This is a genomic window from Bacillus sp. 5w2 (assembly GCF_054353775.1).
Genome location: NZ_JBTIWT010000007.1, coordinates 104,155 through 123,950 on the forward strand (window position 1 = coordinate 104,155; position 19,796 = coordinate 123,950).

At 35.7% G+C, this 19,796-nt stretch carries 13 protein-coding genes, 1 pseudogene and 1 riboswitch; of the genes and pseudogenes, 6 read left to right on the plus strand and 8 right to left on the minus strand.

Going from position 1 to position 19,796, the window contains the following annotated elements; translation table 11 throughout:
* Positions 1-6: 6 nt before the first annotated feature.
* A complete protein-coding gene (gene thiM, locus ACXY7N_RS14625) occupies positions 7-813 on the minus strand; it encodes a hydroxyethylthiazole kinase (RefSeq protein ID WP_033659616.1) in 807 nt (268 codons plus the stop codon).
* A gap of 72 nt (positions 814-885) precedes the next feature.
* Positions 886-995: riboswitch (TPP riboswitch) on the minus strand.
* A gap of 272 nt (positions 996-1,267) precedes the next feature.
* Between thiM and topB the strand changes: the two genes are divergently transcribed.
* A complete protein-coding gene (gene topB, locus ACXY7N_RS14630; protein ID WP_016089486.1) occupies positions 1,268-3,457 on the plus strand; it encodes a DNA topoisomerase III in 2,190 nt (729 codons plus the stop codon).
* A gap of 41 nt (positions 3,458-3,498) precedes the next feature.
* On the opposite strand, the gene ACXY7N_RS14635 is transcribed toward topB, so the two are convergent.
* The 4 genes from ACXY7N_RS14635 to ACXY7N_RS14650 form a co-directional block, all read right to left on the minus strand.
* A complete protein-coding gene (locus ACXY7N_RS14635; RefSeq protein WP_098986122.1) occupies positions 3,499-6,360 on the minus strand; it encodes a YhgE/Pip domain-containing protein in 2,862 nt (953 codons plus the stop codon).
* 306 nt (positions 6,361-6,666) lie between these two features.
* The gene (locus tag ACXY7N_RS14640) at positions 6,667-7,458 is read right to left on the minus strand and encodes an endonuclease/exonuclease/phosphatase family protein (RefSeq protein ID WP_098986123.1); all 792 of its coding nucleotides are present in this window, start codon (positions 7,456-7,458) and stop codon (positions 6,667-6,669) included.
* A 4-nt stretch (positions 7,459-7,462) separates the two neighbouring features.
* On the minus strand, positions 7,463-9,100 hold the full coding sequence (locus ACXY7N_RS14645; RefSeq protein ID WP_016089489.1) for a PTS transporter subunit IIBC: 1,638 nt from the start codon (positions 9,098-9,100) through the stop codon (positions 7,463-7,465).
* 205 nt (positions 9,101-9,305) lie between these two features.
* Positions 9,306-10,970 (minus strand): glycoside hydrolase family 13 protein, encoded by a 1,665-nt coding sequence (locus ACXY7N_RS14650; RefSeq protein WP_088083182.1) that lies wholly within the window; start codon positions 10,968-10,970, stop codon positions 9,306-9,308.
* 243 nt (positions 10,971-11,213) lie between these two features.
* Here ACXY7N_RS14650 and ACXY7N_RS14655 point away from each other — a divergent pair, with 243 nt between their 5' ends.
* Positions 11,214-12,548, plus strand: a complete 1,335-nt coding sequence (locus ACXY7N_RS14655) for an FAD-binding oxidoreductase (RefSeq protein ID WP_088083181.1) — start codon at positions 11,214-11,216, stop codon at positions 12,546-12,548.
* Between the two features lie 31 nt (positions 12,549-12,579).
* Here ACXY7N_RS14655 and ACXY7N_RS14660 read toward each other — a convergent pair whose 3' ends face one another.
* Positions 12,580-13,530: a methyl-accepting chemotaxis protein gene (locus tag ACXY7N_RS14660; protein ID WP_445423431.1), complete on the minus strand. Its 951-nt coding sequence runs from the start codon at positions 13,528-13,530 to the stop codon at positions 12,580-12,582.
* Positions 13,522-13,872: pseudogene (locus ACXY7N_RS14665) on the minus strand (HAMP domain-containing protein); the annotation flags it as partial. The pseudogene ACXY7N_RS14665 and the gene ACXY7N_RS14660, both read right to left, overlap by 9 nt.
* 209 nt (positions 13,873-14,081) lie before the next feature.
* Between ACXY7N_RS14665 and ACXY7N_RS14670 the strand changes: the two are divergent.
* The 3 genes from ACXY7N_RS14670 (at position 14,082) to ACXY7N_RS14680 (ending at position 16,540) form a co-directional block, all read left to right on the plus strand.
* Positions 14,082-14,804 (plus strand): amino acid ABC transporter ATP-binding protein, encoded by a 723-nt coding sequence (locus tag ACXY7N_RS14670; protein ID WP_016089493.1) that lies wholly within the window; start codon positions 14,082-14,084, stop codon positions 14,802-14,804.
* A 106-nt stretch (positions 14,805-14,910) separates the two neighbouring features.
* Positions 14,911-15,705: an ABC transporter substrate-binding protein gene (locus ACXY7N_RS14675; RefSeq protein WP_016089494.1), complete on the plus strand. Its 795-nt coding sequence runs from the start codon at positions 14,911-14,913 to the stop codon at positions 15,703-15,705.
* Positions 15,706-15,847: 142 nt separating this feature from the next.
* The gene (locus ACXY7N_RS14680) at positions 15,848-16,540 is read left to right on the plus strand and encodes an amino acid ABC transporter permease (protein ID WP_016089495.1); all 693 of its coding nucleotides are present in this window, start codon (positions 15,848-15,850) and stop codon (positions 16,538-16,540) included.
* 53 nt (positions 16,541-16,593) lie between these two features.
* Here ACXY7N_RS14680 and desB read toward each other — a convergent pair whose 3' ends face one another.
* The gene (gene desB, locus ACXY7N_RS14685; protein ID WP_016089496.1) at positions 16,594-17,679 is read right to left on the minus strand and encodes a Delta(10) desaturase DesB; all 1,086 of its coding nucleotides are present in this window, start codon (positions 17,677-17,679) and stop codon (positions 16,594-16,596) included.
* 581 nt (positions 17,680-18,260) lie between these two features.
* Here desB and ACXY7N_RS14690 point away from each other — a divergent pair.
* Positions 18,261-19,787 (plus strand): FAD-dependent oxidoreductase, encoded by a 1,527-nt coding sequence (locus tag ACXY7N_RS14690; protein ID WP_353811500.1) that lies wholly within the window; start codon positions 18,261-18,263, stop codon positions 19,785-19,787.
* Positions 19,788-19,796: the final 9 nt, after the last annotated feature.

Below are 19,796 nucleotides of genomic sequence, written 5' to 3' on the forward strand. Positions count from 1 at the left end.
TCCTTACTATATAATCTCAATCTTCCCATACTTCTCAATATCACCTGAAGTGGTATTCGCTAACTGATTTAAAAATTCAATTTGGAAACTACCCGGTCCCTTTTCCACTGTCTTGGCAGCTGCTAGTTCCGCAGCTACACCATAAAATGTTAATGCGGCTACCGCTGCCTTTACATAATCCTTTTCTATCGCTACAAATGCTCCTATTACAGAAGTTAGTAAACAACCAGTACCTGTAACTTTCGTTAAAATAGGGTGACCATTTTGAATAAGAATAGTTCGCTCTCCATCTGTAACAACATCTTCTTTTCCAGTAATTACCGCAACTGTATTCAATTCGTCTGCTGCCTGCTTTGCAATACTTACGACATTACCATTTCCAGCACCAGCGTCTACTCCTTTAATTTCCCATCTCTCATTAATAACATTCGCTATTTCAGCTGCATTTCCGCGAATAATCGCTAACTCGATTTCAGCTGGAATATGTCTCGCAACTTCTGTTCGATACGATGTTGCTCCTGCACCAACTGGATCAAACAGTACTGGTACATTGTTCACATTTGCTGATTTACCTGCAAGTAACATTGCTTCTACTTCTTCAGGGCGAAGTGTCCCCATATTTAATACTAACGCTCCAGCAATGCTAGCCATTTCTGCTACTTCTTCTTTTGCATACGCCATTACAGGCGATGCCCCTAACGCTAACAAACCGTTAGCTGTAAAATTTGTTACAACGACATTTGTAATATTATGAACGAGCGGATTAGATTCTCTCACCAAATCCACTACTTTACTAATTTCTTTTATATTCATCATTCTCATCCCCTAACTATAGTGATGGGAGATACACAAAAAGACACTTTGCGCGTACGCAAAGTGCCTGAACATGTGCTTTTACACTCTCCCTACGCTGGCATTATCCAACAGGTTCAAATGGTCAATGACGGATTAGTCATACTCTCAGTTTGCATCCACAAACTCCCATGTGTTTAGTATTCTTCTACTTCAAAGTCTACTCTTATTCTAGTAAAATAACAAGTTCTTTACTTTTCTATTTAATATAGAAGCAACTAATAAAACAATACGTATAATAAATAAGTATCTATTTCTCATAGTCTCATCATGGTGCATATTATGTTCTGTCGCCATCATTCACTTTCAAACAGATGTTATCCCACTAAAAAACGTTCAAATCTGGAGCGAAACTGAATCTCAAGAAGATGTATGCTATAGTTAACGTATGGAAATTTGAAAGGATGTTTTAAATATGTCAAAAAGCGTTGTAATCGCTGAAAAGCCTTCCGTTGCACGTGATATTGCTCGCGTACTGAAGTGCGATAAAAAAGGAAACGGCTACCTTGAAGGTAGTAAATATATTGTAACTTGGGCTTTAGGTCATCTCGTTACATTAGCAGATCCAGAAAGCTATGATGTGAAATATAAAAAGTGGAATTTAGAAGATTTACCGATGCTACCAGAGCGTTTGAAATTAACGGTGATTAAACAAACAGGGAAACAATTTAATGCTGTAAAAAGTCAGCTTCTTAGAAAAGATGTAACTGAAATTATTGTAGCAACAGATGCTGGACGTGAAGGAGAGTTAGTCGCTCGCTGGATTATTGATAAGGTTCGAGTTAACAAACCAATCAAACGTCTATGGATTTCATCCGTTACTGATAAAGCAATTAAAGATGGCTTCGCTAATTTAAAACCAGGTAAAGCATATGACAATTTATACGCTTCTGCAGTTGCACGTTCAGAAGCTGACTGGTATATCGGTCTTAACGCGACTCGAGCTTTAACGACTCGCTTTAATGCCCAGCTGAATTGCGGCCGTGTTCAAACACCTACTGTCGCTATGATCGCTAATCGTGAAGATGAAATAAAGAACTTCAAAGCTCAAACTTACTACGGCATCGAAGCTCAAACAACGAATCAGTTAAAACTAACTTGGCAAGATGCAAACGGCAATAGTCGCAGTTTTAATAAAGAAAAAATCGATGGTATTGTAAAAGGTTTAGATAAACATAATGCTACTGTTGTAGAAATTGATAAAAAACAGAAGAAGTCATTCTCTCCTGGTCTTTACGATCTAACTGAATTGCAACGTGATGCAAATAAAAAGTTCGGTTATTCTGCGAAAGAAACATTAAACATTATGCAGAAATTGTATGAGCAACATAAAGTGCTAACGTACCCTCGTACAGATTCACGCTATATTTCATCTGATATCGTTGGAACACTCCCAGAACGTCTAAAAGCATGTGGCGTTGGAGAGTACCGTCCTTTAGCACATAAAGTATTACAAAAGCCTATCAAGTCTAATAAGTCATTTGTTGATGATAGTAAAGTAAGTGATCATCACGCAATTATTCCAACAGAAGGATACGTTAACTTCTCGGCCTTCACAGATAAAGAACGTAAAATTTATGATTTAGTTGTAAAACGTTTCTTAGCCGTTTTATTCCCAGCATTCGAATACGAACAACTAACGCTACGCACAAAAGTTGGTAATGAAACGTTCATCGCACGCGGAAAAACTATTCTACATGCCGGCTGGAAGGAAGTATATGAAAATCGCTTTGAAGATGATGATGTAACCGATGACGTAAAAGAGCAACTTCTACCTCACATTGAAAAAGGCGATACATTAACTGTGAAGTTAATTATGCAAACATCAGGTCAAACAAAAGCACCTGCACGTTTTAACGAGGCGACTTTACTTTCAGCAATGGAGAATCCTACAAAATATATGGATACGCAAAATAAACAACTTGCTGATACGTTAAAATCAACTGGTGGATTAGGTACTGTAGCGACACGAGCTGATATTATCGACAAGCTATTCAATTCATTCTTACTTGAAAAACGTGGTAAAGATATTCACATTACTTCAAAAGGTCGTCAGTTACTCGATTTAGTGCCAGAAGAGTTAAAATCACCTACGCTAACTGGTGATTGGGAACAAAAGCTCGAAGCAATTGCGAAGGGTAAACTGAAAAAAGAAGTATTCATTTCAGAAATGAAGAACTATACGAAAGAAATTGTTTCTGAAATTAAATCGAGTGATAAAAAATATAAACATGACAACATTTCAACGAAGTCTTGTCCAGACTGTGGTAAACCAATGCTGGAGGTAAACGGCAAAAAAGGAAAAATGCTCGTTTGCCAAGACCGTGAATGTGGTCATCGTAAAAATGTATCTCGTACAACAAACGCTCGTTGCCCACAATGTAAGAAGAAGTTAGAATTACGTGGTGAAGGCGCTGGCCAAATTTTCGCATGTAAATGTGGCTATCGCGAGAAATTATCGACATTCCAGGAGAGACGTAAAAAAGAATCTGGAAGCAAGGCTGATAAGCGCGACGTTCAAAAATATATGAAACAACAGAATAAAGAAGAAGAACCATTAAACAACCCGTTCGCAGAAGCATTAAAGAAATTAAAATTTGATTAAACAAAAAGGTTCCTACCTCTATCGGTAGGAACCTTTTTTTATTAATGAATAATTTTACTTCCTTTTGCGTTCTCAACAAACTTTTCACTCGATTTGTTAATTGGTGTTTTCAATAATAACGCAGCGATAACGATGACTACTACGAACACACTTAATACAAGTAAATCTCTAATAACTATATCCCAAAGCATGCCACCTACTGTTTCACGAATTGCACTAATTGCATATGTGAATGGTAAGAACGGATAAATTGCTTGGAAGAATGGTGGTGTCATTTGAATTGGGAACGTACCACCCGATCCTGCTACTTGAAGCACAAGTAAAATGATTGCCATCGATTTCCCAACGTTTCCGAAAATAGAAACGAGCGAGTACACGATACAAACAAATACTCCGCCAATAAATAAACTAAATAACACAAACCAGAATTTATCGACTACGTACGTACCGAGTAAGAATATATCCCCCATCGATACGATAAATGCCTGCGAAAGACCTATCGTTAAGAATGTTAATAAACGTCCAAAGTATATTTCATGGCTCTTATAATTCGCGCCCTCTTCATGTACTTCTACCGTTAATAACGAAACCATTAATAGTGCGCCTACCCATAATGCAAGCACTGTGTAGAATGGTGACATCGCTGAACCGTAGTTCGGCATTGCAAATAACTTATTCTCTTTTAAATTTACTGGATTCGCGAAGTAATCACTTTGCTTTTCAACATCATTTTTCAATAAGCGTATGATGTCTTTTATATCCTCTTCTGATTCAAAATCACGAATTTTATTTGCTAAGTCTTTAATCTTTTTCTCAGTCTCCGGCATGTCAGCTTTAATGTCTGCTAATTTCTTTCTACCGTCTACTAAGCCTTTTGATGAATCTTCTAGTAGCTTTTTAACATCTGGAAGCTTTTTGTCTGCATCATTTAAAATTTGAGTTGTATTTTTCGACATCTCTTTTGTACGAGCAATTGCTGTATTGAAATTAGGTACAATTTCTGAATCATACGTCGATAATACATCTGTTAATTGAGCTGACCCGCCCTTCGCAGCGTTGTTAATACTTTCAATTACATCTTTTGTAGGTTTCTGTCCATTGTTAAGAAGTGTAATTCCCTTATTCGTTGCATCTACACCTTTTTGCAGACTACTTTTTGCTTTATTTAATTTTGCAATTCCATTATTAAGGTTTTTATCACTACTTACATCTGCTAAAACCTTATTTGTACTTTCTAGAACTGGAATCATATCATCGATTAAACCAATTCCAGCTTGGAATTGACCATTTAAACTTTTTAAGGCTTCCTTCGAACCTTCTAAACCATTAACACCTCTATTTTGTACATCCTCTAATGCTTTTTGGACACTAGATTTAGTACTTTCAAGACTATTCTTTGCTTTCTCATAATCCGCTTTTGCATTATCATATATTTCATTTGCATCTGCTTTAGCTTGATCTACTGTGCTAACTGCTTTTTTATAATCTGCTACAAATGTTTCATTGTAATCTTTTTCCGCTTGATCAATTAATGAGTTTGCTGCATCTAACTTTTGATTTGCTACATCTGTTACATCTTTCTTTACTTCTTGTCCTGTACCGATAACACTTACAATATCTTTAATGCCGTTATTTGCATTTTCCATACTACCTTTAAGCTTAGTTAAGCGATCCACTCGCCCTTGGAAGAAGCTTTTTCCAAAATCAGTCGTGGCTGAGTTTTGAAGTTCAGTAAATATATTAATAAGATATGAAATATTTTCTGTACGAGCTTGCAGTTGATCTGATACTGCATTTAAATCTTTCTTTGCTTGCTCTGGATCAAACTGACCATTTTGCAATCCATTTACAACACTTTTCCCATAAGCTGTTCCTGCACGTGATGAGCTTAAAACATTATTTACTGTTTGATTAATATTTTGTGCTATCCCCTTATAACCATCACTATTCAACTTAGAAAGGTCTGGTCTTGCAGGGAATTCAGGCAGGCCATTCATTCCAGAGAAATCAGGGATGTTTAGATCAACACCTGGATTCATTAAAAAGTCGGTAAATGCAGCTGCACTATCCATAACACCTTGTGCTACTACTAAATCATTTCTTATCTTCCCTGGAGCATTTTTTAATGTTTGATCTTGTCTTGCAAAGAACTTATCTAAATTCGCCAACGCTTCCTGTCCATCATTTATGACACTCTCTACAACAGGTAAATCTTTCTGCGCCACTTTCACAATATCCTCTGCTCGAGTCGCATCATCTAACGCCTTATCCATCAATGTATTCATTTCTGGGAACTGCGCTTCTAACTTAAATACAAGGTCTTTTACTTTCTCGATACTCGGTAAGTTAGTTTCTAAATCGATTCCAAGATCGTTGAAGATTTCAAAAATCTCGCCGTTTGCTGTTTTAACAAAGTTTTTACTAATCTCTTCTGTCAGCCCCGATGCACCTTTAGCTGTAATCTTCGGCGCAATGGCATTGACCTTTTCATTTACGTAATAATCAATTTCTGGTTTCTGTGGATTTTCATTCAAGACTGTTGCAATCTTTTCAGAGAAATCCTTTGGAATAGTAATACTTGCAGAATAATCTCCACGCTCTACCCCATAAATCGCTTGCTTTTCATCAACAAACTTCCACCCAAAATTTTTGTCCTTCTTAAGTGAATCTACAATTTCTTTCCCGATGTTAATATCTTTCCCTCTTAAATTTGATCCAACATCTTGGTTAGAAACTGCAATCTGGATTCCTTTCGTATTTCCATAAGGATCCCAAGAAGCTTTAATGTTAAACCATGCATATAACGATGGTAAAATCATTAATCCTAAAACAATAACAATTGCAGCCCAATGTTTAGCTACATTCCGTAAATCTGTCTTATAAATACGCCAAATTTGTTTCATAGAAGTTATCACCTAATTATATATTTTTCCTTCTTTAGAAAATGATACATGCATTTTGCAATTATATCACTTTCTACATCGTGGATTAAACGAAAACACACTATTTTTCCCATTAAATATTTCACTTACTTCATTATATAACGAAGTAAAAAAAGTATGCATACAAAATGACCAAATTAGTTTTACATTCAATAATAACAAATATATAGGAAATGTCATAAAAAATACAAGTATTTTCTCTTGGAAATACTTGTATTCCTCAAAAAAATCCTCACAGCTTTTCATCATCTGTGAGGATTTCTTCTATTATATATCTACTTGTACTTCCACACCGAAATGATCTGAAATTACCTTTCGGTTTATACCATTAAAAATAACTTTTGAAGAACGAACTTTTTCACTTCGGTTACACAATATTAGATCGATTCGCAAATTATGTTTATTTTCATCCCAACCAGCAATTTCACCTTGGACAGTTGTTCCTTCATCCTTCTCTATTGCTAGTTCATATGTGTCGTACAAACCTTTTTGTATCATATATTCATAGCCTTCACCTTGCAAACGGGCGTTATTATTAAAATCACCCATTAAGAAGGATCGTTCATTACTATCTACACGCTCCATTAAACGCTCAACTTGATCTTGGAATGATTCTTCTTCATCATTCCACCAACCGAGGTGGCAAGAGTAAAACGTGACGTTCTTACCATTATAAGCAATTGTTGTACTTACAATTTTACGTGTTTTCCAATACGTTGTATCCTTATTTTCTGATATAAAGAACGTATCTTCTTTTATAATACTATGCTTCGTTATAATCGCTAATCCTTCTTCATACACATCATAACCAATATGAGAGAAATCCCAAGTAATATTGTAATCTTTTACATGTAACGCTTTTAACTCTGCTAATAGTAAAAGCCCAAAATTATCTTCTTTCTTGTTACCGCATACATTTTCAGCTTGTATCGACTGACTTACTTCTTGCAATGCGATGACATCGTACTCTTCTTCTTGAATGACTTTAGCAAGATATTTTATCTTTTCCATTTGATTCTCTTCTTGCCAAGAGTGACAGTTTAAAGTTAGCAATTTCATCTTATTACGCACCTAACATATCTTGAATGTCTGACTTTAATACGTCAGCTTTCGGACCATATACTGCTTGTACACCTTTATCTTTTACGATCAGTCCTAAAGCACCATTTTGTTTCCACTGCGCTTCTGGTGCAACAACGTCTAAATCTTTTACTGTTACACGTAAACGTGTCATACAAGCATCTACATCTGCAATATTATCTTTTCCACCTAATAGATCAATAACTTTCGTTGCTAATGAACCATCTTGTACATTTCCTGTTCCTTCTGATGACTCATCTTCATTATCAATATAGTTACCTGCACGTCCTGGTGTTGGTAAGTTGAACTTTTTAATTAAGAAATTGAATAATGTAAAGTTCAGACCGAAGAATACGAATGAAACGATAACAAAATTGATTAAATCTCTAGTTAGTCCTGCATTAACCATCATCGGTGTACGAGTAATTAACTCAATAAATCCGAATGCATGAACACGTAAGTTAATTAAATCTGCTAACGCGAATGCAAGTCCTGTTGTAATTGCATATACAACATATAATACTGGAGCAATAAACATGAACATAAATTCAATTGGTTCTGTTACACCTGTTAAGAATACTGCTAATGCAGCTGATAAGAACATTGGTTTATATTTTGCACGTTTTTCTTTATCAACATTACGGAACATCGCGAAAGCAATACCCATTAACGCTGCTGTTGAACCGATAACTTGTCCAGCTTTGAAACGAGCTGGTACAACGTTATTTAATAAATCGTTATATGCTTTTGTATCTCCATTTGCTAGTAAATTATTTAAGTCTGTAATCCATGCAAGCCATAAAGGATCTTGTCCTGCTACAATTTGTCCAACTTTTGAGCCAGTTAACATCGTATATGTTCCGCCTAGCTCTGTGTAGTTCATCGGAATTGTTAACATATGGTGTAAACCGAATGGTAATAGTAAACGCTCTAACGTTCCATATACAAATGGTGCAACAACTGGTGCACTATCCTTTGAAGCTGCAATCCAGCGACCGAATTCATTTAATCCACTTTGGATGAATGGCCATAAAAGTGATAATACAATTGCAGTGACTGTAGACCAAACAATCACAACGAATGGTACGAATCGTTTTCCGTTAAAGAATGCTAATGCCTGTGGCAGTTTGTTATAGTTATAATATTTGTTATATAAAGTAGCTCCTAAGAAACCTGTGATAATCCCTACGAAAACTCCCATGTTTAATGCTGGTGCACCAAGTACAGAAGTAAAGTAATCTTTTACAATTAAATCTCCTGCTAATACTGAAGAAACTTTTGCTTTTGAATCCGCTAACATTTCAGCGTTTACGCCAAATATAGCTCCTGTAATTCTGTTTGTTAAGACGAATGCTAATAGCGCTGCAAATGCACCACCTGCGCGATCTTTCGCCCAAGATCCCCCAATTGCTACTGCGAATAAGATGTGTAGATTTGTAATAATTGCCCAACCGATGTCTTCCATTACTCGAGCGATTGTATGAACTGCGTTAATATCCCCAGCAGACATCCCAATTAACTTACCGATAGAAATCATTAAACCAGCTGCTGGCATTACAGCTACAACAACTAATAATGCTTTCCCGAACTTTTGCCAAAAATCAAAAGACGTAATTTTCATCTGTTCTTCCTCCCCTTTATTTATAACAACATAATGATTTAAATTATAATTTCTATTTTTCTTATGAAAACGATTCCTTATGTCACTTCATTTTCCTCTTTACGCAACCGTTTTCATAAATCTATTTTAATAAAAGCGTTTTCACATTGCAATAGAAATTTATTTTTTTTCATAAAAAAAGATGCTCTAAGAGCATCCTTTTTTATTACGAAATGCGATAAACCCTTGTTTCATAAGGCTTTAACGTGATTGTAGTTACTTGTTCATGTTCCACAATTTCATAGTTATTTAAAAGCAAACGTTTGCGTTCTAGTGCGAATGAACTCTCATTGTACACAGCTTCCTCTTTTGAGATATTGCTAATTACAACAATTTTTTCATCGTTTAATGTACGAGTATATGCATAAATTTGCGGATCATCTTCTAAAAGTAAATCATACGTACCGTAGTTCAGTACATCGTGCTCTTTTTTCACGGCAATCATTTTCTTATAGAAATTGAAAATAGAATTCTCTTCATTTTTCTGCTTTTCAACATTAATTTCTTTGTAGTTTGGATTCATACCAAACCAAGGTGCACTTGTTGTGAAGCCAGCATTCTTCTCATCATTCCACTGCATAGGTGTACGTGAATTATCGCGGCAAGAAGCCCATATAATCTCCATCATTTCTTGATGTGATACGCCCTCTGCAATTTTCTCTCGATATAAATTTTTAATTGCTACATCATCGTAATCTTCAATATTTGGGAATTGAACATTTGTCATACCAATTTCTTGCCCTTGATAAATAAACGGTGTACCGTGCATAAAGAAATACATCGCTCCAAGAGCTGTTGCACTTTCACGCCAATATTGTTTATCATCTCCCCACGTTGAAACGATACGTGGTTTATCGTGATTCTCGATATATAAAGCATTCCACCCTTTATTTTCTAACCCTTTTTGCCATTTTGTTAATACCTTTTTCAACCCTACAACATCAAGGTCTTTCTTCTTTTCTGCATCCCATAAGCTTAAATGTTCAAACTGGAATACCATATTGAATTTACCTTGCTCTTCTCCAACCCAAAGCTCAGCATCTTCAATCTTAACGCCATTCGCTTCACCAACAGTCATAATATCGTACTTAGAAAACGTATTTTCTTTTAACTCTTCTAATAAAGGTTGAATACCATCCACATTCATATGCTTATCAAAAGATGGTACATACTTTAGTTCTTTTGGATTTGGCATATCCTTAAAACCATCTTCTTTTTTAATATGGCTAATTGCATCCACTCGGAAACCATCAATTCCTTTATCAAGCCACCAATTCACTGTATCGTATAATACTTCGCGAACTTCTTTATTCTCCCAGTTCAAGTCTGGTTGTTTACGCGAGAATAAATGTAAATAATATTGTCCTGTTACTTCATCATATTCCCATGCCGAACCATTAAAAATACTTTCCCAGTTGTTTGGTTCCGCACCATCTTTACCATCATGCCAAATATACCAATCACGCTTCGGATTGTCTTTAGATGAACGAGATTCAATAAACCATGGATGTTCATCACTCGTATGATTAATAACTAAATCAATAATAAGCTTCATATCACGCTTATGAACTTCATCTAGTAAAGCATCAAAGTCTTCCATCGTACCAAACTCATCCATGATATCTTGATAATCACTAATGTCATAGCCATTATCATCATTAGGTGACTTATACATTGGACAAATCCAAATTACATCTATACCTAAATCTTTTAAATAGTCCAGCTTTGCAATAATACCTTGTAAATCTCCAATACCATCACCATTTGAATCCATAAAGCTACGTGGATAAATTTGATAAGCAACCGCTTCTTTCCACCATGTCTTATTCATAGTCATTCTCTCCTTTTGCATCCCGTCGGGAAATTTATGCAAACGTTTTCGTAACACTATCATAACAAAATATGAATAGTTTGCAACTGTTTTCATTGAACTCAATGTAGATTCTTTATTCTTATGCTTTATTTATTTCTCACAAAAGCAAACTCATTCCTCACCTACTCTTGTCCACGCACGTTACATACGCATTTCATATATTAATAAAAAGCACTGCTTATTTTAGAAAGGCGTGATAAATTGAAACAAACAAAATTAACAGGTCGTATCGTTGTTCCTTCAGATCCTGACTATGACGTATCCCGAATGAATTTAAATTTAAGTATTCCAAAAATCCCTTGTATTATTGTTTTTTGCCAAAATAAAAATGATGTCTGTAACGCCTTAAAATGGGCACGCGAACGTCATATACCATTTCGTTTAAGAAGTGGACGTCATAGCTATGAAAATTTTTCTCTTTTAAATAGAGGACTTATTATTGATGTAAGTGAAATGAATCAAATTACTGTTAATACCAAAAATTTAACCGCAACACTTGAGGCTGGGTCAAATCTCGGCACTGTCTATAAAAAACTTTGGAAATATGGTGTTACAATACCAGCCGGTACAAGTGCAAGTGTTGGAATTGTTGGATTAACACTTGGTGGTGGCATCGGTATGCTTTCACGCTTATTTGGATTAACATGTGATCAATTAGTAGAAGTTGAAATGGTACAAGCGTGCGGTACATTTGGAGCAAAAATTATTCGCGCAAACGAACATGAGAACCAGAACTTGTTTTGGGCGTGCCGCGGTGGTGGTGGTGGAAACTTCGGCATTGTTACTTCTTTAACTTTTCGAGTACATCCTATAAAAAATGTATCAATCTTCTCCATTACATGGGAATGGGAAGATTTTATTGCTGCATTTCAAGCTTGGCAAAACTGGGCGCCTTATATAGACGAACGTCTCACTTCATCAATTGAATTATTTGCAAAGCAACAAAATAAAATTGAAGCACAAGGTGAATTTGTTGGCTCCCCCTCTGAACTCCACGCCTTATTATCTCCTCTTCTTGAAACTGGTACCCCCTCTCTCTTTATAGATGAAGTTCCTTATATAAAGGCTGTTGAATTTTTTAACAGTGGTAATATCCCTGAAAACTTTAAGCGCTCCGGTTCCTACGTATATAAACCTATCCCTCTTAAAGGAATTCAAATCATGCAACACTTTCTTTCTCATGCACCAAATAAAGATGCGAGTATTTGGCACCAATCACTCGTAGGTGCTGTTGAAAATATTCCGCCTACTGAAACAGCTTATTTTCATCGTAAAGCAATTATTGCGCAAGAATACATTACCTCTTGGAAATGCGATGATGAAGAAAATCAAAATATACGCTGGGTTAAAGATTTACGAGAAACCTTAGATCCTTATACACTAGGTGACTATGTCAATTGGCCCGATATCGACATTAAAAATTGGCAAACTAGTTATTATGGCCCTAACTTTCAAAGATTGCGTAAAGTGAAAACCATATATGATCCTTGTAATGTTTTTCATTTTCAACAAAGTATCCCACCCTTTCATACGTAAAAAAGGAAGAACAGAATACTGTTCTTCCTTTTTACATTGAAAATCGTTCAATTGTTTGTTTTAAGTCCGCTGCTTGCTTCTCTAAATCCTTTAATAATTGATCGATTACTACCATATTTTTAGATTGTTGCAACGTCACACGTGCCACTTCTTGTGAACCAGCTGATGTTTCCTCAGCAATTGCTGCTACAGCCTTTGTTTGTGCTCCTGTTTGATGAATGTGACTCACTTGTTCATTCATATAACTACTAATTTGCTTCGTTGCATCAGCCACTTCCATAACACTTGATGACATCTCTTTTAAAATTAATTCCGTAGCTTCCCCACGTTTTGCCTCTTCTTTAGCTATTTTCACTTGTTCTGTCATTTTCATTGCAACTTGTTGTACTTCATCTTTCATATTTCGTAATAACTGCGATATGTTTCTTGCAGAATGATCGCTTTCATCGGCAAGTTTACGTACTTCTTCAGCTACAACTGCAAAGCCCCTTCCATGTTCTCCAGCACGAGCAGCCTCAATAGAAGCGTTTAGTGCTAATAAATTCGTTTGACTAGCAATCTCACTCACAACAGAAACAATATGTTCTACTTGTTTCATTCGTTCTTCTAACTTCTGTACATTTTGCATTGAATCTTCATTTTCTTTTGCCAATGTTTGAATACCTTGAATTAAGGAAGTAAAGACACGAGTACTATGCCCTAAAGCTTGAACCATTTCTGAAGACAACTCATCAGACTGTTTCGCTTTCTCTTCTACTTCACTTGCAATAGAAGTTGTTGTATCAACGGCAGACACAATTGCCTGAATGGAAGCGGCCGATTGCTCAGCTCCAGAAGAAATCTCTGCAAGTGTCTCAGAAACACCTTGTGCTTGTTTCGTTGCTTCGCCTGTTTGTTTTCTAATCTGCTGTACTTGATTGTTTGTATACGAAAATGTTGTATCAATATTCTTTACCATGCCCCTTAAGTTTCCTAGCATCATATTAAATGCAACACTTAAAGATTTAATCTCATCATCTGTTTTTGGTAATGGAACATCTTCACGAATATCTCCTTCAGCCGCTTTTCTCGCCGCCTCCTCCAACTTTCGAAGTGGTTTAATTAAAAAGATTGCTGCTCCATACGCTAAAATCCCAGACCATACTACACCTAATAACATAACGATAATATTATAAACAGTTTGACTTACATGACTTTGAAAATAATCGTATATTACGTAAATAAAAAATATACTTGTTGAATATGTAATAAAAGCTAAAACTGTAGTGAATAGCATAAGTTGTGTACGTAAGCCAAAGGAAAATGTCTTCCTTTCTTTTTCCATCTCTTCTTTCCCCCTTTTTATAAGCAATATAAGTACTACCTATATATTATTATCCATATTTTCGTTATAGAAAGATATAGGGATTTTAAAAATCATTATTCCCTTGAATATCAAATCACCCGAAAAAAATAAAGGATTCTGACAATTTATGACTAATAACAGAAATAAGGGGCAACATTTGTAAAATATATTTTGACTGGGGGTTTTGTATGATTCAGGTTCGAAATCTAGTAAAATCATTTGGCTCACTTGATGTTTTAAAAGGAATTGATTTAGAAGTGCAAGAAAAAGAAGTTGTTGTTTTAATTGGTGCCAGTGGTTCCGGTAAAAGTACATTACTTCGCTGTCTTAACTTTTTAGAAATGTACGATGAAGGTGAAATTCACTTACAAGGTGAACAAATTGATCCAAAGCATTCAAATTTAAACAAAGTCCGTGAAAATGTTGGTATGGTTTTTCAGCACTTTAACCTCTTTCCCCATATGACCTCACTAGAAAACATCATAGAAGCACCTATTCATGTAAAAAAATTAGAAACAGCACATGCAAAGGAGATTGGAAATCAGCTTTTGCAAAAAGTCGGCCTACAAGATAAAGCAGATGTAACTCCCCACCTCCTGTCAGGTGGTCAAAAACAGCGCATTGCCATTGCACGAGCTCTTGCTATGAATCCTAAAATTATGCTATTTGATGAACCTACCTCAGCCTTAGACCCTGAACTTGTTGGAGAAGTATTGCAAGTTATGAAAGAACTTGCTGAAGAAGGAATGACCATGGTTATTGTTACTCATGAAATGAATTTCGCAAGAGATGTAGCTGATCGCGTCATTTTTATGGATGATGGAAAGATTGTAGAGGACGCTCCACCAGCGCAATTCTTTTCAGCTCCATCACATGAACGCGCAAAACAATTTTTACGCAACGTTCTATAATGTAACTTCTGTTTCAAACGAAAAGAACTACATTCATACGGTGCACAAAAATATCTCAATAACATACTTAAAACCATCCGTATGATCAATATATAGGAGGGGTTTTATGAAAAGAAAACTATTAACCATTGTTGCGAGTATTACATTATGTACATCCTTCATACTAGGAGCCTGTGGCAAGGAAAGTGCTACTACTTCTTCAAATGGTGAAAAAGAATTTCGTTATGCGATGAGTGGATTATACAAACCTTTTAACTATAAAGAAAATGACGGAAAGCTTGCCGGATTTGATGTGGAAATTGGTGAAGCTCTCGCAAAAAAGATGGGAATGAAACCCACTCCCATTACAAATCCATGGGAAACGCTAATTCAAGGTCTACAATCAAAAAAATATGATGTGATATTAGGAAGTATGGCCATTACAGAAGAACGATTAAAAGCTGTTAGTTTCTCAAATCCATATTATCGCTCTGGGGCCCAGATTTTCGTAGCTAAAAAGAATACATCTATCTCTTCTCCAGAAAATTTGAAAGGTAAGAAAATTGGTGTTGTAAAAGCTAGCACCTTTAAAGATCTTGTTGCAAAACATACAGATCAAATTACAGAATATGATAGCGATATTACTGCACTTATGGACTTAGAGCCTGGACGTATTGATGCAGTAATCACTGATCAAATGGTTGGTTTACGCATGATTAAAGAAGGTAAATCAAATATAAAAGAAGCTGGAAAACCATTAAATCTTGATGAAATGGGAATTGCTATTCGTAAAGATGATAAAGAAATGGTTGAGAAAGTAAATAAGGCTTTAGATGAAATCATTAAAGATGGTACGTATGAAAAGATCAGTAAAAAATGGTTTGGACGTAATATTCTTGGTGAAGAGGAAAAAACGAAGTAAATTAGCTATTCAAAGGTTTCATAAATTATGCCCCACTTTTTATCCCGCTATTTAGGGCAGTAAAGCTCCCGATTGATGCGAGATAATAATCAGTGGGGTATTTCATTCTCTACCAAAATCTATACAATATGAGGTGACACATATGTTTGAAATTTTTATGTCTACTTATCCCACACTATTAAAGGCTACTATTGTCACATTACAATTAACACTAACATCCCTATTACTCGGTTCACTAATTGGATTACTATTCGCTTTTTTTCGAATCTCTAACAATAAGATTTTAAATAGTATTGCTCATGTATACATCGCTATTATTCGTGGTACACCTTTAATTGTTCAGATCGCCATTCTCTATTTCGGTATTACATCTATTATTGTTTTCACTCCTTTTTGGGCAGGAGCCATTGCTTTAGCGATCCATAACGGTGCATATATTACTGAAATTTTCCGTGGATCCATTCAATCTGTCGATAGGGGGCAATTAGAAGCCGCTCGCTCTCTAGGTATGCCGTATCCTTTAGCGATGCGCCGTATTGTATTACCGCAAGCATTTCGGCAATCTCTTCCTCCTTTAGGAAATCAGTTTATTATTGGATTAAAGGACTCTTCGCTCGTTGCATATGTAGGATTGTCCGAATTATGGGGATCAGGTTTATCAATTGCTGCAAGTAACTTCCAACAATTAGATACATACATAATCGTTGGTTTATATTACCTCGTACTTGTTCTTGTATTTACTTATTTTGTTAATCTTTTAGAAAAACGACTACAGCGAAAAGAAACAAATTCAGTTCAAGTTCGTGCAAATAATAAAAAAGAGGTCTCTTTATAAGAAAAAGCAAGCCTGAGATGGCTTGCTTTTTCTACTATAAAAATATATTAATTTTACTGATTTACTTTTTTAATACTCTCTTTTTCCTCTATATGTTCCTCACGATATGAAATATTATGAGGATCTAGTCCATTTCCTAAAGAACCATAGAAATGCTCTCTATGCGGATCCACTAATTCACTTCCTTGATAATACACACGTGGTGTATTCCATAGCGCTGCCAAAGCTTTTGTCATCGGCATCTCATGATAACGTTCCGGCCACATTTCTTTAATTTTCTCTTTTACTAACGGATAGTATTTAGAGCTCATAGCAGGAAACAGATGGTGTTCTGTATGGTATGAGAAATTGAAATGTAAAACGTCTACCCAGCGCGGCACTGTTACTGATAAACAGTTTGCTAACGGATCATTTACTGGAACAATTGGATTTAAGCGGTGATTCGTTGCGATATATGCCATTACAATAAAGTTAGCAATTAACAACGGAATCACATATGCAAACAACCATTTTCCAGGTCCCATAATAAACAATAAACTAATCCAAACAGTCCAAGGCAAAAGAAGTTGAAGCCATACCGATTTTTGATTAGATGACTTAAATTCTTTTATAAAATGAAAGAACATTCGAGTCGAATGCAATGTAAATTGAATTGTTAATGACAGAAAGCTAAAGAATGAACGTACATGAAGAGGCATACGATACACCCAACTCAGAAACTTACTCTTCTTAAGCTTCTCAAGTGTCGGCCATGCATCTGGATCATTCTCTTCATGCTGCGTATGAACATGATGCGTTGCATTATGCCACTTTCTCCAAAGTTTAGGGCCTGTTGATAATGGCATAAATGCAATGGCGCCTAAGAAATCACGAAGCCATGCCTTTCTTACAACAGTTCCATGTAAAATTTCATGTCCTAAAAACCCAAGTGAAGCAAAACATAATCCGAGAACAATCGCAATTCCTAGATTCGCCCACACATTCAATTCAAATACACCAATCGATATTAACCCCGCCAATGCCACAAGCAAATAAGCCAGTCCACCAAATAAACGAGTAGGAACTGGTTTAAATGCTTTTTTTGGCAAATGTGGTGATACACGTGCTGCATACCACCCAAACGTATGAAGCTCCTTCATCCTTTTGCCCCTTTCTTATGCCGCGCCTCGCGCAACTTACATATATCAATTCTTGCTTCCAGATTGATTTTACTAGGTAATTAAAAAAGCATCTATTATAAGGAAAATATACTCACTCTATCGTCACTTATTTTTCGCTTTTATTATCAATGAAAAACATTTCTCTTTTTACTCTCTATCAACCTTTCCACATGATGAATCATATCAATAGAATTTCTATATTGTCAACAACTTTTATGACCTAGTAATAAAAGTTGGTTATATTTTTATAATTATACTTTATTTCACTAAAGAAAAAACATAGATTTTATAAGGTTTTATCCGTTATACATATACATACGCTTACATCCTATAGACTCTATCTTATTCAAGAACCCTCGATGTAAACAACAAATAAACTCACCTGCATCTAGCTTTACACAACTCCTACCTCTTCATACCGACAACATTAAATAATTATACTAAAATAACTTTATCTTTCTTTTAATAAAAATAGACTCCTTCTAAAACAGCACACATGATTTTCATATAATATGGAAATATTATAAGGAAAATTGTTCTAAAATCGGGAGGTTTCTATAATGACAAGCGATACATTTCCACAATTGCCATCATCTTATTGGATTGAATCTACTCAGGTCCCTGCATTTCCACATTTATCTGAAAATATAAAGACAGAAGTTGCTGTTATCGGAGCTGGTATTACAGGTATCACCACAGCCTATTTACTTGCAAAAGAAGGTATGAACGTTGTTTTAATTGATTCCGGTCTTATTTTAAATGGAACGACTGGACATACAACAGCAAAGGTAACAGCACAACATGATCTTATTTATGATGAATTAATAAATCATTTCGGTGTGGAAAAAGCGAGGCTTTACTATGAATCAAATAATCATGCTCTACAATTCATAAATGAAACGGTGCAAACATATAAAATCGACTGTAATTTCTCAAATGAAGATTCATATTTATATACAACTACTGATAATGGATTAAGAAGTTTATCGAAAGAATATGAAGCCTATCAAAAATTAAATATACCTTGTGACTATGTTCAATCTCTATCGATTCCGATTCCCGTACAATCTGCACTTGTCATGAAAAACCAAGCACAATTCCACCCCCTCCTTTATTTGAAAACACTTTTAGAAAAGTTTGTGGAGATGGGCGGAAAAGTTTATGAACAAACAACAGCGATTGATGTGGAAAAAGGTGATTATCCACAAGTCATTACAAAGGGCGGACATCGCATCACTTGCAAATATGTTGTCTCTTGTTCACATTTTCCTTTTTATGATGCGAATAGCTTTTTCTTTACGCGAATGTATGCCGAACGCTCTTATGCTCTAGCAATCAAAGCAAAATCGAATTATCCAGGTGGCATGTATTTAAGTATTGATAATCCAAAACGTTCCTTACGCTATACAACAAAAAATGGAGAACAATTGATTTTAATTGGCGGAGAAAGTCATAAAACAGGACAAGGAATAAACACGATGCTTCATTATGAAGCACTGTATTCTTTTGCGGAAGCAACGTTTGGAGTAGATGAAGTTCCCTATAGATGGTCAGCACAAGATTTAATCACGCTAGATAAGCTTCCTTATATCGGACATATTAACGAAAGAAATCCAAATATATTCGTTGCAACTGGATATCGTAAATGGGGAATGACAACTGGAACTGCTGCCGCTCATTTACTGAAGGACTCCATTCTAAAAGTCCACAATCCCTATAAGGAACTGTATGCACCGTCACGCTTCCATGCAAATCCAGATATAAAAACATTCCTCTCCCAGAACATTGATGTTGCGAAACATTTAATTGAAGGAAAGATCGAAACCGCATTACGTAAGCCAGAAGATCTCGAAGTTGGTGAAGGATCTGTCGTACATGTTAATGGGAAACGAGCAGGTGCTTATAAGGACAAAGATGGAAAATTACATATTGTCGATACAACTTGTACACATCTCGGCTGCGAAGTTGAATGGAATAATGGTGATTGTACTTGGGACTGTCCTTGTCACGGTTCCCGCTTTTCAATTGATGGGGATGTTATGGAAGGTCCAGCAGATCAACCGTTAAAACGAGTTGATAATGAGTAGACAATGCAA